The 13,661-nt window shown below is 57.6% G+C and carries 15 protein-coding genes and 1 tRNA gene; 9 read left to right on the top strand and 7 right to left on the bottom strand.

What is annotated here, in order from left to right; all coding sequences use genetic code 11:
• Window positions 1-4: 4 nt before the first annotated feature.
• The 4 genes from uvrC to FMN52_RS00740 form a co-directional block, all read right to left on the bottom strand.
• Window positions 5-1,867, bottom strand: a complete 1,863-nt coding sequence (gene uvrC, locus FMN52_RS00755; RefSeq protein WP_148606817.1) for an excinuclease ABC subunit UvrC — start codon at window positions 1,865-1,867, stop codon at window positions 5-7.
• Complete coding sequence (uvrY, locus tag FMN52_RS00750; protein WP_148606816.1) at window positions 1,851-2,513, bottom strand: UvrY/SirA/GacA family response regulator transcription factor; 663 nt, start codon at window positions 2,511-2,513, stop codon at window positions 1,851-1,853. Before uvrY ends, uvrC begins: the two co-directional genes overlap by 17 nt.
• 100 nt (window positions 2,514-2,613) lie before the next feature.
• A complete protein-coding gene (locus FMN52_RS00745; protein WP_148606815.1) occupies window positions 2,614-2,865 on the bottom strand; it encodes a YheU family protein in 252 nt (83 codons plus the stop codon).
• Between the two features lie 84 nt (window positions 2,866-2,949).
• Window positions 2,950-4,569, bottom strand: coding sequence for a methyl-accepting chemotaxis protein (locus tag FMN52_RS00740; RefSeq protein ID WP_148606814.1), 1,620 nt, complete (start codon window positions 4,567-4,569; stop codon window positions 2,950-2,952).
• Between the two features lie 168 nt (window positions 4,570-4,737).
• Here FMN52_RS00740 and FMN52_RS00735 point away from each other — a divergent pair, with 168 nt between their 5' ends.
• Both FMN52_RS00735 and FMN52_RS00730 read left to right on the top strand, forming a co-directional pair.
• On the top strand, window positions 4,738-5,442 hold the full coding sequence (locus tag FMN52_RS00735; RefSeq protein WP_148606813.1) for an AzlC family ABC transporter permease: 705 nt from the start codon (window positions 4,738-4,740) through the stop codon (window positions 5,440-5,442).
• Window positions 5,435-5,764, top strand: coding sequence for an AzlD domain-containing protein (locus FMN52_RS00730; protein WP_148606812.1), 330 nt, complete (start codon window positions 5,435-5,437; stop codon window positions 5,762-5,764). The genes FMN52_RS00735 and FMN52_RS00730 overlap by 8 nt, the downstream gene beginning before the upstream one ends.
• A gap of 8 nt (window positions 5,765-5,772) precedes the next feature.
• Here FMN52_RS00730 and FMN52_RS00725 read toward each other — a convergent pair whose 3' ends face one another.
• On the bottom strand, window positions 5,773-6,180 hold the full coding sequence (locus FMN52_RS00725) for a DUF1330 domain-containing protein (protein WP_148606811.1): 408 nt from the start codon (window positions 6,178-6,180) through the stop codon (window positions 5,773-5,775).
• 161 nt (window positions 6,181-6,341) lie between these two features.
• On the opposite strand from FMN52_RS00725, the gene FMN52_RS00720 reads away from it, so the two are divergent.
• The 3 genes from FMN52_RS00720 (at window position 6,342) to FMN52_RS00710 (ending at window position 10,233) form a co-directional block, all read left to right on the top strand.
• Window positions 6,342-6,803, top strand: a complete 462-nt coding sequence (locus FMN52_RS00720) for a (2Fe-2S)-binding protein (RefSeq protein ID WP_148606810.1) — start codon at window positions 6,342-6,344, stop codon at window positions 6,801-6,803.
• Window positions 6,800-9,133, top strand: a complete 2,334-nt coding sequence (locus tag FMN52_RS00715) for a molybdopterin cofactor-binding domain-containing protein (RefSeq protein WP_148606809.1) — start codon at window positions 6,800-6,802, stop codon at window positions 9,131-9,133. The genes FMN52_RS00720 and FMN52_RS00715 overlap by 4 nt, the downstream gene beginning before the upstream one ends.
• Window positions 9,134-9,285: 152 nt before the next feature.
• On the top strand, window positions 9,286-10,233 hold the full coding sequence (locus FMN52_RS00710; protein WP_148606808.1) for an AEC family transporter: 948 nt from the start codon (window positions 9,286-9,288) through the stop codon (window positions 10,231-10,233).
• Here the strand turns inward: FMN52_RS00710 and FMN52_RS00705 are convergent.
• The gene (locus FMN52_RS00705) at window positions 10,230-11,003 is read right to left on the bottom strand and encodes a fructosamine kinase family protein (RefSeq protein ID WP_148606807.1); all 774 of its coding nucleotides are present in this window, start codon (window positions 11,001-11,003) and stop codon (window positions 10,230-10,232) included. The two genes, FMN52_RS00710 and FMN52_RS00705, sit on opposite strands and share 4 nt — an antisense overlap.
• Window positions 11,004-11,088: 85 nt before the next feature.
• Between FMN52_RS00705 and FMN52_RS00700 the strand changes: the two genes are divergently transcribed.
• A complete protein-coding gene (locus tag FMN52_RS00700) occupies window positions 11,089-11,364 on the top strand; it encodes an acylphosphatase (RefSeq protein WP_148606806.1) in 276 nt (91 codons plus the stop codon).
• A 40-nt stretch (window positions 11,365-11,404) separates the two neighbouring features.
• The gene (locus FMN52_RS00695) at window positions 11,405-12,007 is read left to right on the top strand and encodes a DUF938 domain-containing protein (protein WP_148606805.1); all 603 of its coding nucleotides are present in this window, start codon (window positions 11,405-11,407) and stop codon (window positions 12,005-12,007) included.
• A 74-nt stretch (window positions 12,008-12,081) separates the two neighbouring features.
• Here the strand turns inward: FMN52_RS00695 and FMN52_RS00690 are convergent.
• Window positions 12,082-12,172, bottom strand: a tRNA-Ser gene (locus tag FMN52_RS00690).
• 225 nt (window positions 12,173-12,397) lie between these two features.
• On the opposite strand from FMN52_RS00690, the gene FMN52_RS00685 reads away from it, so the two are divergent.
• Both FMN52_RS00685 and FMN52_RS00680 read left to right on the top strand, forming a co-directional pair.
• On the top strand, window positions 12,398-12,928 hold the full coding sequence (locus tag FMN52_RS00685) for an isochorismatase family protein (RefSeq protein WP_148606804.1): 531 nt from the start codon (window positions 12,398-12,400) through the stop codon (window positions 12,926-12,928).
• Between the two features lie 66 nt (window positions 12,929-12,994).
• Window positions 12,995-13,654, top strand: a complete 660-nt coding sequence (locus FMN52_RS00680; protein ID WP_148606803.1) for a cupin domain-containing protein — start codon at window positions 12,995-12,997, stop codon at window positions 13,652-13,654.
• Window positions 13,655-13,661: the final 7 nt, after the last annotated feature.

Below are 13,661 nucleotides of genomic sequence, written 5' to 3'. Positions count from 1 at the left end.
GTCCTTACTCGTCGTGCAATGCTGCGTATATGGTTTCGGCCAGTGATTTGCTGATGCCCTGCACCTTGGTCATCTCATCAACCCCGGCCTTGCGGAGTTCCTGTATTCCGCCAAAGTATCGAATCAGGTCGCGACGCTTCTTCGGCCCCACGCCCTCAATGCCTTCCAGTGTAGACTGCCGGCGCTTTTTGTCCCGGCGGGCCCGGTGCCCGGTGATTGCAAATCGATGCGACTCATCCCGGATGTGTTGGATCAGGTGCAGCGCTGGCGAATCCGCCGGCACCCGGAACACATCACCGGTCATGGCGTCGATAAGCTGCTCCATGCCTGCACGACGGGTCACGCCCTTGGCGACACCGATCAGCGGGATATCGGAAATCTCAAGCTCGTCAAAGACTTCCCGGGCAATGTTCAGCTGCCCTTTACCACCGTCGATGAAGACCAGATCCGGGCGCTTGCCCTCCCCGGCCACCATCCGCTTGTAGCGACGGGAGAGTACCTGACGCATAGCCGCGTAATCATCGCCGGCGGTCACGCCCTCAATATTGTACAGGCGATAATCGCTCTTCAGGGGGCCATTCTCATCGAAAACCACACAGGATGCGACGGTATTTTCCCCATGACTGTGGCTGATGTCGAAACACTCCATTCGTGACGGGGTTTCCGCCAGCTCCAGGAGGTCCCTCAAGGCCAGCAAGCGCCGGTACACGGTCTCCTTGCTGGCCAGGTGCGTGAGCAGGGTCTGGCGGGCGTTGGTCATGGCCAGCTCCAGCCAACGACGACGCTCACCGCGCACATTGCCACGGATCCGGGTTTCCCGGTTTGCCGATTCAGTGAGGGCCTGGGCCAACAATTCCTGGCCTTCCACCTCAACCGGCACCAGGATATCCCGCGGAATCTCCCGACGGGTGTTGCCGCCGAAATAATACTGGCCGAGAAAGGCGCTGAGCAGTTCGCCCTCGGTCTGCTCGATGGAATACCGGGGGAAATAGTCCTTGGTGCCAAGCACACGACCACCCCGCACGATGATCACCACGAAACAAACTATACCCGCGTCCTGGGCAATGGCGATGACATCCGCATCACCGCCCTCGCCGTCTACCGACTGCTGTTCCTGAACATGGCGCAGATGGTTAATCTGGTCCCGGTAGGCCGCCGCTTTCTCGAACTCCAGGTTCTTCGAGGCGGCCTCCATGGCATTCATCAGATCGTGGAGGATCGCGGGGTTCTTCCCCTCCAGAAACATGGTGGCGTGGCGGATGTCCTGCTGATACTCCTCGGGCGTAATGTATTCAACACAGGGTGCCGTGCAACGGTTGATCTGGTACTGCAGGCAAGGCCTTGTACGATTCCTGAAAAAGCTTTCACTACAGTTTCTTATGCGGAAAATCTTCTGTAATACATTAAGACTTTCCTTGACCGCACCCGAGCTCGGAAACGGCCCGAACCAGGTGCCGCCACCCTTTTTGGTGCGCCCACGACGAAACGTCAGCGAGGGGTAGTCGCTGTGGGAAGACAGATAAATATAGGGATAGGACTTATCGTCACGGAGCAGGATGTTATAGGGCGGCCGTAACGATTTGATCAGATTCTGTTCGAGCAGCAGCGCCTCGGTTTCACTGCCGGTAATCGTCACCTCGATAGACGCAATCTTGCCGACCAGGGCTTCGGTTTTGGGAGCCAGGCCGGTCTTGCGGAAGTAACTGCCAACCCGTTTTTTCAGGTTGCGGGCCTTGCCCACGTAAAGAACCGAGCCACCCTCGTCGTACATTCGGTAGACGCCGGGACGCTCGGTTAACCGTTTCAGGAAGCTCTTGCTGTCAAACTCCCCGATGTGGGTGCTCTCAGGGTCAGACCTTGTCGGCATCAAGCAACCCGAGCCGCACTGCCATCAGGGCCAACTCAACATCACTGGAAATTTCCAGTTTCTCGAAGATCCGGTAGCGGTAGCTGTTCACCGTCTTCGGGCTCAGGCAGAGCTTGTCCGAGATATCCTGTACCTTCTGGCAATCCACCACCATCATGGCAATCTGCATTTCCCGCTCGGAAAGCCGGTCAAACAGCGAAAGTTCGCCATCTTCATCCCGATCACCGCCGCCCAGCTGTTTCAGGGCCATCTTCTGGGCAATTTCCGGGCTGATGTAGCGCTGGCCGGTGTGGGCCATACGGATGGCGCGGACCATCTCTTTGATGTCGGCGCCTTTGGTGATGTAGGCGGTGGCGCCACTTTGCATGACGCGGGTCGGATAGGGATCGTCCGCGCAGGCGGTCACCACGATCACCCGAATAGAATCATCAATGCGGAGTATACGGCGGGTTCCCTCAAGGCCCCCGATGCCCGGCATGCGGATATCCATGAGTACAATGTCCGGCCGCTGTTGGCGGACGAAATCGATGGCATCCTCTCCGGATGGCGCCTGCCCGATGACTTCAATGTCCGGGTTGTCAGCCAGCATCCGGGTAATACCGGACCTCACCAGCTCATGGTCATCTACAACCAGTACCCTGATCAAAATTCACCTCGCACACCGCTTTCGGGAAATCAGCGCGATTGTAACGTTTAGTTCAAGCCCCGGGTAGGTGCAAACACAAATACCGTGACACACCTTACGTCTAAGCCGGCACACCCAGACCGGCAGCATTCTCCACCGGGTCGAACCAGACCACCAGATCGCCCCGACGCACCGCAGACATTACCCTGCTCTGCTCGGCCATGGGATTTTCGGTATCGTTCAGTCCGTGGTAGCGGGTGCAGTACTCTTCCACCAGGCCCTGGAGCTGGTCTTCGGTCAGCAACTCGGTGTCAACGATGAATTTTTCCTGTCTGGGGTCTTGCTCTGGCTGGTTTTCGGTACTGTCAGTCATACTACCTCCTGCGGAAACCCCATGGTAAGAGTAATAGCGCTGAGGTAGAAGCCCGGAAACGGGTTCCGGGCAAACAATTTGAGATCAAGCAGGTTCTGCGGCGGTTCGGAAGCGTGCGATCAGTTGTCGCATGGAAACCGATTCCTGCCTGAGGGCATCGCTGATGGTCCGGGTTTGCTCGACCGTTTCAATGAGGAAATCGGCGCTTTCGTCCAGTGCTGTTGAACGGCGGCCTACCCGCCCGATCTCGTCCCGTTGAAACGCAACGGCCGAGCTGATCTCGGCACTGTGGTTCTCAAGATCCACGAACTGGTCCTGCAGGGATTGAAGGTGTCCCTTGAGTGCAGCGAGATGCTCGCGGTTGCTGCTGCCGGCATCGCGCATCTCCTCCAACAGTGCATCGACGCTGCTTACGCCGGATACAAGGTCCTGCACCCACTGGGATATATCCCGGGTAGAGTCGGAGGTGCGACGGGACAGGGTCCGAACCTCATCGGCTACCACGGCAAATCCACGACCGTGCTCCCCTGCTCGAGCCGCTTCGATCGCAGCGTTCAGAGCCAGCAAATTGGTCTGCTCGGCAATATCGGCAATCACTCCGATGACCTGCTCTATCTTGCCCGTGGATTCGTTAAGGGCGTGAATGGAGCCGGAAACGCGGGAAATGACATCCACCGTATGTTCCGCAGCGCCCTCGCTGGTGGTGAGTCGATGCTGGACTTCTTCGTTGGCCGCCACCGCCGATTTCACGGTGTTGGCAGACTCATCTGTGGCTCGCTCAATGGCCGAGGCCTGGTCGGCAATGGCGGCCATGGATTGGCTGACATCATGGATCTGCTTCCGGGTTTTCTCGGATGCTGCCTGAAGTGATTCGGCACCGTTATCCAGGGCGCCGGAACGCTCATCCAGACCACCGGCAGCCGATCGGATGTCTGCAATAAAATGCTCGAATCGGGAGACCAGACCACCCAGCGCCTTTGCAACTCCGGCAACCTCGTCCCGCCCCCTCAAGACAGGCACCCGCGTGAGGTCAGCGTTTCGCTCCATGGCGACCAGATCATTTTCCATACCCTGCAAGCGCAGAATCACCGACTGTCTCAGCCACCAGGTCATGACGATAACAATAAGCAGAAAGGACACGGAACCAGCAATCAGAAAGGTCTGCTGGCCAGCCAGAAACGACAGCAACTCGTCGGCGCCCCCGGATACGGACTTCCTGCTTTGAAACTGGCGCCCAGCAATGGCTTCAAGCATCGGCTCCATGGCCGGGAAAAGGTCGAAGTCCACCACCTGGCCCACACGGTAATAGCTTTTCTCTGCAATACCCTCTTTCATCCGGGCGATAAGCGTCAGTACCCGCTCGAAATCCTCACGATGTGCCTCCGCCCACTCGCTCAACCCCGGATCCGTTTCCAGATTCTGCCAATGCGCCGGCAAAGCGGTCTCCAAACGGCTGAACTCGGTCTCGATTTCATCCCACAGCAGAAGCTGGGCCTTGATCTTGTACGCAAGATCCTGGAGATGCCGATGATCCTGTTCCAGATCCGCCAGTAACCAGGCTTCGTTGAGGTTGGTCTGGATCAGGGTTTTGGAGGCATCTTCCGCTTTCAGGATGATGCTCCAGGACAGAGCGGAAAGTCCTGCGACGGCAAAGACCGAGAGGAAGGCGAAAAAAAGGATGCGGGTTTTTACTGTGCCGAACATGACAACTCCAACAGCGGGCTATGCCGCGGATGGTATGCCGATTTTATGACACTTTTGTTGCACCGGATGCGCCGGCATTTTATCGCTTGCAGTCGAGAATGGTCTTAACCACTTCAAAAAATTCCACCGATTCTCTATGATCGCCGCTTTCTGACCGTTTGGATGCTAATGAACCAGTCCGTTTTCAGACTCACGTTACCCATATTGTTCGGCTATCTACCGCTGGGCATGGCATTCGGTGTGCTGTTCACAACCCAGCTCGACTATGCCTGGTGGACAGCGCCGTTGATGGGAATCGTGATTTACGCCGGAGCCGGCCAGATACTGGCCGTCAGCCTTCTGGCCGTTAACGCGGGTCTGCTGGAAGTATTCATCGCGATGTTTGTTCTGAACGCCCGCCATCTGTTCTACGGGCTTTCATTGCTCGGCCAGTTCAAGGGCGCGGGCTGGCGGAAACTCTATCTGATTTTCGGTTTGACCGATGAAACCTATTCCCTGCTCACCAGTCGCCCACGGGGAAGTGACCGGGCCCACGAACAGGAGGTCGATTTCCGAATTACCGGCTTTAATCAGTGTTACTGGGTGGCGGGGTGCGCAATCGGTGCATTGCTTGGCGACAATGTCGCCTTTGACAGCACCGGCATTGAGTTCGCGCTAGTGGCTCTGTTCATTGTTCTGACTCTGGAGCAATTCAAAGCCCTGGGAGAGGGTTTCCCGATCTGGCTCGGAGCAGCGGCCGCGGGCGTCGCCATGCTGATTTTGCCACCGGCACACCAGTTGATCGGCGCCATTGCGCTGGTCACTGCCGTCCTGCTGTTCGAATACCGGAAGCATCGCGGGCAGGCACCGGGCAAGGAGAGCGGCCATGGGTGAATCCGGCTATCTGGCAGCATTCATTGCCGTAGCGGCAATCGCAACCTTTGCCACACGGGTGATTCCGTTCCTGTTTTTCGAAAGGCATACCGAACACCCGCTGGTCCGCCATCTTGGCCGCTACCTTCCCGCGGCGGTTATGGCATTGCTGGCAACGGTATTCCTGCAGCGATCTGCGGACTGGTCTGGTTCCTGGGTTGGGCTTGATGCTCTGCTACCCGGCGCGCTAGTGGTCATCATTCACTTGTGGCGGCGAAATGCCCTACTCTCCATCGCCGCAGGCACAATCAGCTACATGGCCATCCAACAAGCCGGACTATAAACCGGCTCTTAAGGCATTCTGCTTTCAAGGTTGGCAACCAGCCGGGAATCCTGCAGTGCGGCGGTCCGATGTTTGACCACGCCTTTGTATTCCGGGCTTTCAATCATGGCCATGAAGGCGTCGATTGACGGATAGCGCACCAGCAGCACCTGATCCCAGGATTCATCGGGGGGCGCGATCAGCGAGCCAACGCTACGGCCGGACCAGATGACTTCTGCGCCCACCGATTCTACGCAAGCAGCAGCCTCTTCCATATACAACGAGTAGGCTTCCCAACCGGTTCGCTCCGGCGCCTCTTCCTTGTAATTTGCCCGATCGCGAAAGCGCAGCAGATTCAGCATGACCACTGGCTGGTCTTTTGGGGTATCCGCCAGGACTTTTTGAAGCTGTTCGGGGGTGGGATTAACGGCGTCCATCCTTATCCTCTTCTTCTCGTGTTTCCGGGGCCTACTATAGCCCAGGCCCAAGGCGTTCGCGCAAGCGATTTTATTACCTTTCATTCAGATTGCTCTTTTTACCTTTTGGCTTCGTAGGCCTACAGTGAAGGAAACGCGAAACCCATAACCGAGAGGACGATATGGCTACCCTCACGATTAACGGCGAGCGCTATGAGCTCGACGTTCCCGACAACATGCCCCTGCTTTGGGTAATCCGCGATGTCATAGGCCTCAAAGGAACCAAGTTTGGATGCGGTATGTCCCAATGTGGCGCCTGCACGGTTCACCTGAACGGAACAGCAATCCGCTCCTGCGTCACACCCGTCTCTGCGGCCAGCGGCGAAATCACCACCATTGAAGCCATGGCCGACGACCCGGTTGGCAGCAAGGTTCAACAGGCCTGGCTCGATCTCGGGGTAGCCCAGTGTGGTTACTGCCAGGGTGGCCAGATCATGAACGCCACAGCCCTGCTAAAAAAGACGCCAAACCCTGAAACCGGGGAGATTGTCGACGCCATGGCAGGCAACCTCTGTCGTTGTGGCACCTACAACCGAATCCTTGCAGCGATCGAAAGGGCTTCCGACAAGGAGGGTGAAGCATGAGCGCCGATGACAACTTGATGATAGCCAACGTGAGCCGTCGGCGCTTCCTGATGGGCCTGGCGGGTGGCTCTGCCCTGGTGCTCGCGGCCCGTTGGGATGTGGCCCTGGGCGGCAATGAGAAAGCTCAATTTGGCGCCGGAGCAATGCCCGGCGGCTGGGTAGACGACCCCAACGTATTCATCCACATCGATGCAGACGGCCTTGTCACCATCGTGAACAACCGGTCTGAAATGGGTCAGGGTATACGGACCAGCCTGGTAATGGTCGGTGCCGACGAGCTCGGCGCAGACTGGGACAGGGTGAGAGTCGAACAGGCCGAAGGCGACCACAGCAAATACGGCAACCAGAACACCGACGGTTCCCGTAGCATGCGCCATTGGTACCAGCCCATGCGCCGCGCCGCAGCGGCTGCCAGACAGATGCTGGAACAGGCGGCCGCCAACGAATGGGGCGTGCCTGTTAGTGAAGTTCATGCTGGGGTTCACACCATCGTTCATAGGTCTTCAGGCAAGGAACTCAGCTTTGGCGAGCTTGCGGCTAAAGCACGGGAACTCGATGTTCCGGGACGCCATGCTCTGGTATTGAAGCGCGATGATGAGCTCCGTTTTGTCGGTAAGGAAACCGGGCTGATCAACGGTGAGCTGAAATCGGCATACCCGAAAGCAATTGACGGCGACGATATCGTGACCGGCAAGGCCATCTACGGCGCAGATGTTCCCTTCGATAACCTGCTTTATGCCGTAATCGCGCGTCCTCCCGTTTACGGCGCTACCGTTGCCAACTTCGACGATACCGAAGCCCTCAAGGTGCCCGGTGTAGAGAAAGTCCTCAAGGTTGAGGGTACGGGCCAACCGGCGGGCTTTAGCCCACTAGGTGGGATTGCCGTGGTGGCTTCCAATACCTGGGCCGCCATGGAAGGCCGTAAAGCGCTGAAAATTGACTGGGATCTGGAGACTGCCGGAGACAACGCCGACTATACCTCGTCTGCCTACCGGGAATCCCTGGAGAAAGCAGCGCAGCAACCCGGCAAGGTCGTCCGTCAGCATGGCGATCTGGACACAGCTCTGGAGAGCGCCGACAAACGCGTCTCTGCCACCTACTACATGCCCCACATGGCCCAGGCACCCATGGAGCCTCCGGTCGCCACCGTGCAGATCAAGGACGGCAAGGCCGAAGTGTGGGCGCCGGTGCAGAATCCGCAGGCGACCCGCGATACCGTCGCCGGGCGATTGGGCATGGATGCGGAGAACGTCACCGTTCACGTTACCCTGCTGGGTGGTGGCTTCGGGCGCAAATCCAAACCGGATTTCGCCATTGAGGCGGCCAGTATTGCCGAGGCTTTCAAGGGCCGGCCAATCAGGTTGCAGTGGTCACGGGAAGACGACATTCACCACGCTTATTTCCATGCCGTGTCTGTTGATTATCTGGAGGCCGGGCTGGACGACAGTGGCCAAGCCACCGGCTGGCTACACCGGACCCTGTCACCCAGTATCGGCTCGCTGTTTGCCCCCGATCCCAAACACAAGGGTGAGTTTGAACTGGGCATGGGCTTTAACACCATGCCGTTCTCGGTGCCGGCCCTGAGGCTGGAAAACCCGCCTGCACCTGCCCATGTGCGTATTGGGTGGTTCCGGTCGGTCTACAACCTGCCCCATGCCTGGGCGATCCAGAGCTTTGCCCATGAGATGGCTGTGGCTGCCGGCAAGGACCATCGCGATTACGTGCTGGACCTGCTCGGCCCGGACCGGGAGATCCACAATCTCACGGTGGGCGATGGCTGGAATTATGGCGAAGACCCGGATCTCTACCCTATCGACATCGGGCGCATGCGCAATGTGATTGAGCGTGTTACTAAAGAGGCAGACTGGGGTAAATCCACCGGCAAGAATCGGGGTTTGGGCCTCGCCTTCCACCACAGCTTCGTGTCGTATACTGCGATTGTCTTTGATGTGGAAGTGGATGATCAGGGTGAGCTCACCATCCACCGGGCAGACATCGCCTTCGACTGCGGCCCACAGGCCAACCCGGAGCGGATTCGTTCCCAGCTGGAAGGCGCCATCGTCATGGGCATAGGCATCGCGCTGCAGAGCGAGGTGACCTTTAAAGACGGCGTGGCGCAACAGGGCAACTTCGACAAGTTCCTGATTCCCCGCATGCCGGATGCGCCAAAAACGCTCCGAGTTCATCTGGTCGACAACCCGGACGAAGCCATGGGCGGTGTCGGTGAACCAGGCCTGCCACCGGTAGCGCCGGCATTGTGCAATGCAATCTATGCCGCAACTGGGAAACGAATCAGGCGGTTGCCTGTTGGAGATCAACTGAAAGGCTAAAACTGATCAGGGCCCTGCGGGGCCCTGTTTTTATTACGCCAAGCTGTCTTTGCGCCCCATACCTTCGTGGTATTCCCATAGCATCCTAGCTTTCCGGCCGCTTATAATCCGTTTGAAGACCTTCACTTTCCTCGTTCAAACGGCCGCGCCAGATGACCCTGATCGATCTGTTCCTGCAAACCATGGAAACCACACTGCCCGTGTTTGCCATGGTGTTTATCGGCCTCGGGCTTCGCAAGATTGGCTGGATCGACAATGCCTTTGTAAATACCGCGTCGGCACTGGTGTTCAAAGCTACCCTGCCGACCCTGGTGTTTTTGAGCATCATCCGGGCCGATCTGAATACCGCGTTCAATCCCGGCCTTCTGGTCTTTTATCTTGGTGCGACCCTAGCGAGTTTCGCGATCACGTGGGTCTGGGCCCGCTGGCGCGTTGTTCGGGAAGATCGGGGCGTCTATGTACAGGGCGCCTTTCGGGGTAATTGCGGTATCGTCGGCCTGGCGCTCGCCGCCAACCTTTACGGGGATTTTGGCCTCTCAGCGGGCGGTATCCTGCTTGGCCTGGTGATTATCTCCTACAACATTCTTTCGGTGATCGTGCTGGTAGCCTACCAGCCAGGGCAGACCACGGACTGGACGAAGATATTTCACGATATCGTCCGGAACCCGCTCATTCTCGCGGTCTTTGTGGCCATCCCTTTTGCCGCCCTGGATATCACGCTACCCGGCTGGGTAATGACCAGCGGCGACTACTTTGCTTCTCTCACCCTGCCCCTGGCGCTGTTGTGCATCGGCGCCACCGTCTCCCTGAGCGCCATTCGCAGCGACAGCAGAACGGCGTTGGGCTCCAGCCTTTTCAAGATGGTGATACTGCCGACTCTTTGCACCGGCGCGGCATGGCTCGCAGGTTTTCGTGGTTCCGAACTGGGCCTGATGTTTCTGTTCTTTGCCAGCCCCACCGCAGCGGCCAGTTTCGTGATGGTGAAGGCATTGGGCGGCAACGACCGCCTGGCGGCCAATATCATTGCCCTGACTACCCTGTTGGCGAGCATTACTGTGACTCTGGGGGTCTTCGCTCTTCGCAGCGCCGGATTGATCTAGGCTTCGCCACGCCCAATGGCCTCGATCGCAGCGAAACCTGCTTCGCATCCCCCCAGGTAACCACTGCCGAACAGGTTGTAATGGTTCAGATAGTGGTAGAGGTTGTAGACCTCCCTCTTGACGCTGTACACAGGTGTCCGCGGGTAGTGCGCATCGTAGGCCCGGTAGAACGCCTCTCCGAAGCCGCCAAACATTTGCGTCATGGCGATATCGGCTTCACGGTCACCGCAGTAGACGGCCGGATCGATCAGCCAGGGGCCGTCAGTGTCATAGAGCACATTGCCGTTCCAGAGGTCACCGTGGAGCAGGCTCGGGTGATCACAGTGGGCGTTGAGCCATTCCGTAAGCACACTGCCGTGCTCATCCAAAACCCTCTTAAAACGTTCCCTCTGGGCGCTGTCACGGATGCGGGAGACCTGATAGCCGAGACGATCCCGGACAAAAAACGCACCCCAGTTGTCACACCAGCGATTGGGTTGCGGCGACAGACCAATGTAATTGTCCCGACCCCAGCCATAAGCCTTCTGACGCAATCCGTGCATTCTGGCCAGCCCTTCACCAAGAACCTCGCGCGCCCGATCTGAGGCACCTGAAGACCGGATGGCGGTGATTTCGAGTTCGGTTTCATTCACCCGATAAACGTGCGGTACACCGACGTCATTTACCCCGGCCTCATCAAGAGCGCTGGCAAGGCGTTCCAATCCCTCCGCCTCGCAGACCAGGGCACCGGCATAACCAGTGGCATTGTGTTTCAGGTGGGTGGAGGCCATCGGCGTTCTCTCTCCTTGAAGTGGTCGTGCCCGAACCGGTAGATTGAAATAAAGCCTGACACGACAAAACGAGCGGGAGCAAACCATGGATACCAAACGCTGGCAACTTCTGATATCCGGCCGGGTACAGGGGGTCTACTATCGCGCCTCAACGGAGCAGAAGGCCTCTTCCCTGGGCTTGACGGGTTTCGCTCGCAATCTGCCAGATGGCCGGGTCGAGATTATTGCCGAAGGGCCCGAAGACCGGTTAAATGAACTCAAGACCTGGTGCGCGGACGGCCCACCGGATGCCAGGGTGGACGCGGTCGATCTTGCCCCGGAGTCTCCGACCGGAGAATTCAGCGATTTCAGCGTGCGCTAAACGATGCGCCATAAACTACCCCCTGTCGAAAGGTCGGAGCATGCAAAAAGACAAGCCGTTTTCTCAAGCCTGCGAGAATAACAAAGCGCCGATTCTGGAAAAACTTGCAGAACTTTTCAAACAGCCGGGCACCATTCTGGAAATCGGCACGGGCACGGGCCAACACGCCGTTCACTTTGCCGGCCACTTACCCCATGTGGTTTGGCAGCCCACCGATCATCCCCAGAATGCTCAACTGGCTCGGGCGTGGATCGACGACTCACATCTCACCAATATCAACTCGCCCATTGCCCTGAACGTGCTGGACGGAAAATGGGCCGATCTGCCGGCGATCCACGGTGCATTTTCTGCCAACACAGCTCACATCATGGCTTGGGAAGAAGTGGAGGCGATGTTTCACGGTGTTGCCGGCGCCCTGCCGAAGGACGGAATCTTCTGTCTGTACGGGCCTTTCAGCTATGGCGGCCAGCATACCAGTGAAAGCAATGCGCGGTTTGACCTGTCGCTCCGAACGCAGGCGCCGCATATGGGGATACAGGATATTGAGGATATCAAGGCACTCGGTGCGGAAACGGGGCTGGCGCTTGAAGAGGATTTTGAGATGCCGGCCAATAATCGGTTGTTGGTTTGGAGGAAATCCTAGGTCGAACCCGCGAGGGTTCTTTCTACCCTACCCTTCGGCCAATAAAAAACCCCAGCGTTGCTGGGGTTTTGTATTGGCGGAGAGGGAGGGATTCGAACCCTCGAAACGCTATTAACGTTTACACACTTTCCAGGCGTGCGCCTTCAGCCACTCGGCCACCTCTCCAATAAACTGTTTCAAATCAGCGATGTCGTCGCTCATTTGAGGGCGCAAACTTTAATGGTTTTATGGCCGGTTGGCAACTCCCTGGTGGAAAATCCTCAAAAAAATTCCTGCCGGGACGGTTTTCTGTTTATCGGTCGAACAGATTAAGGACTATCGTTAGTACAATACCAATGACAACCATCGAGTTGATGGAGATCATTCCCCAAAGCTACGGAGAGACCGGTAATGCTGATGAAAGCCGAGCAATCGACACTGCTGCTCATCGACGTTCAAGAGAAGCTGATGCCGGCCATAAGCCACGGCGATGAAGTGGTGGACCGGTGCATCGTTCTTGCCACCATTGCGGGGCTTATGGACGTGCCTGTGCTGGCTACCGAGCAGCTGCCTGACAAGCTGGGGCATAACGTTGAAGCGGTCCGAGAGCTGTGTAATCAGACTCTGGCCAAGCATCATTTCGATGCCTGTCCGGATGGGCTTGTCGACCAGTTGCCTGAAGGCCGGCAACACATTGTAATAGGTGGTTGCGAGACCCATGTCTGTATGATGCAGACCGCTTTGAGTCTGCTTGATGCCGGCTACAAAGTATGGGTGGTGGCCGATGCGACAGGGTCCAGGAACGAATTTGACCGGGATGTCGCACTGGACCGTCTGAATGAGAGCGGGGCCAAAATTGTAACGCTCGAGATGGTGGCGTTTGAATGGATGCGTCATTGCAAGCACCCGCAGTTCCGGAACATCCAGGCCCTGATCAAATAGAGGCATCCGGAAGGCTGGCGCCCACGTAACTAGTCACTTCAATTTCAGGTGGTTTTGAGGTTCGCAATGCTCAACATGGACTTTTCCAAGAAAGTCATCATCCGCACCGAAGAGCAGGATTGGGTGCCCAGCCCTGCCGGTGGAGTTCTGAGGAAGCCTCTAGCCCGCGAGGAAGCGGAGCGTGGTCATGCGACCAGTGTGGTCCGGTACGAGCCTGGCGCCTCCTTCAACCGACATGAGCACCCCCTGGGAGAAGAAATCCTCGTTCTGGATGGGGTGTTTTCCGACGAGACCGGCAACTACCCGGCCGGTACTTATCTACGGAACCCGCCAGGCAGTGGACACGCCCCTTTCAGCAAGGAAGGCTGCACTCTGCTGGTGAAGCTGCATCAGTTCGACGAACGCGATCTGTCAACGGTGCGCATAGATACCCTCAACACGCCCTGGCTGCCCGGTATCGGCGGACTTGAGGTCATGCCTTTGCACGAATTCGAGCACGAGCATGTGGCCCTGGTGAAATGGCCGGCGAGCGAGGTTTTTCAGCCCCATCGGCACTTCGGGGGAGAAGAGATTTTCGTCCTGTCCGGAGAATTCTGCGACGAGCATGGCCGTTACCCCGCAGGAACCTGGATTCGAAGCCCCCATTTGAGCCAACATCATCCGTTCGTAGACAAAGAGACCGTCATCTGGGTAAAAACCGGCCATCTACCGATCGAATCGCAATAAAAAAGGG

Origin of the sequence: Marinobacter sp. BW6 (genome assembly GCF_008107725.1) — a bacterium.
In the GTDB taxonomy this organism is placed as follows: Bacteria; Pseudomonadota; Gammaproteobacteria; order Pseudomonadales; family Oleiphilaceae; genus Marinobacter.
This window is presented reverse-complemented; position numbering and strand designations above follow the sequence as displayed.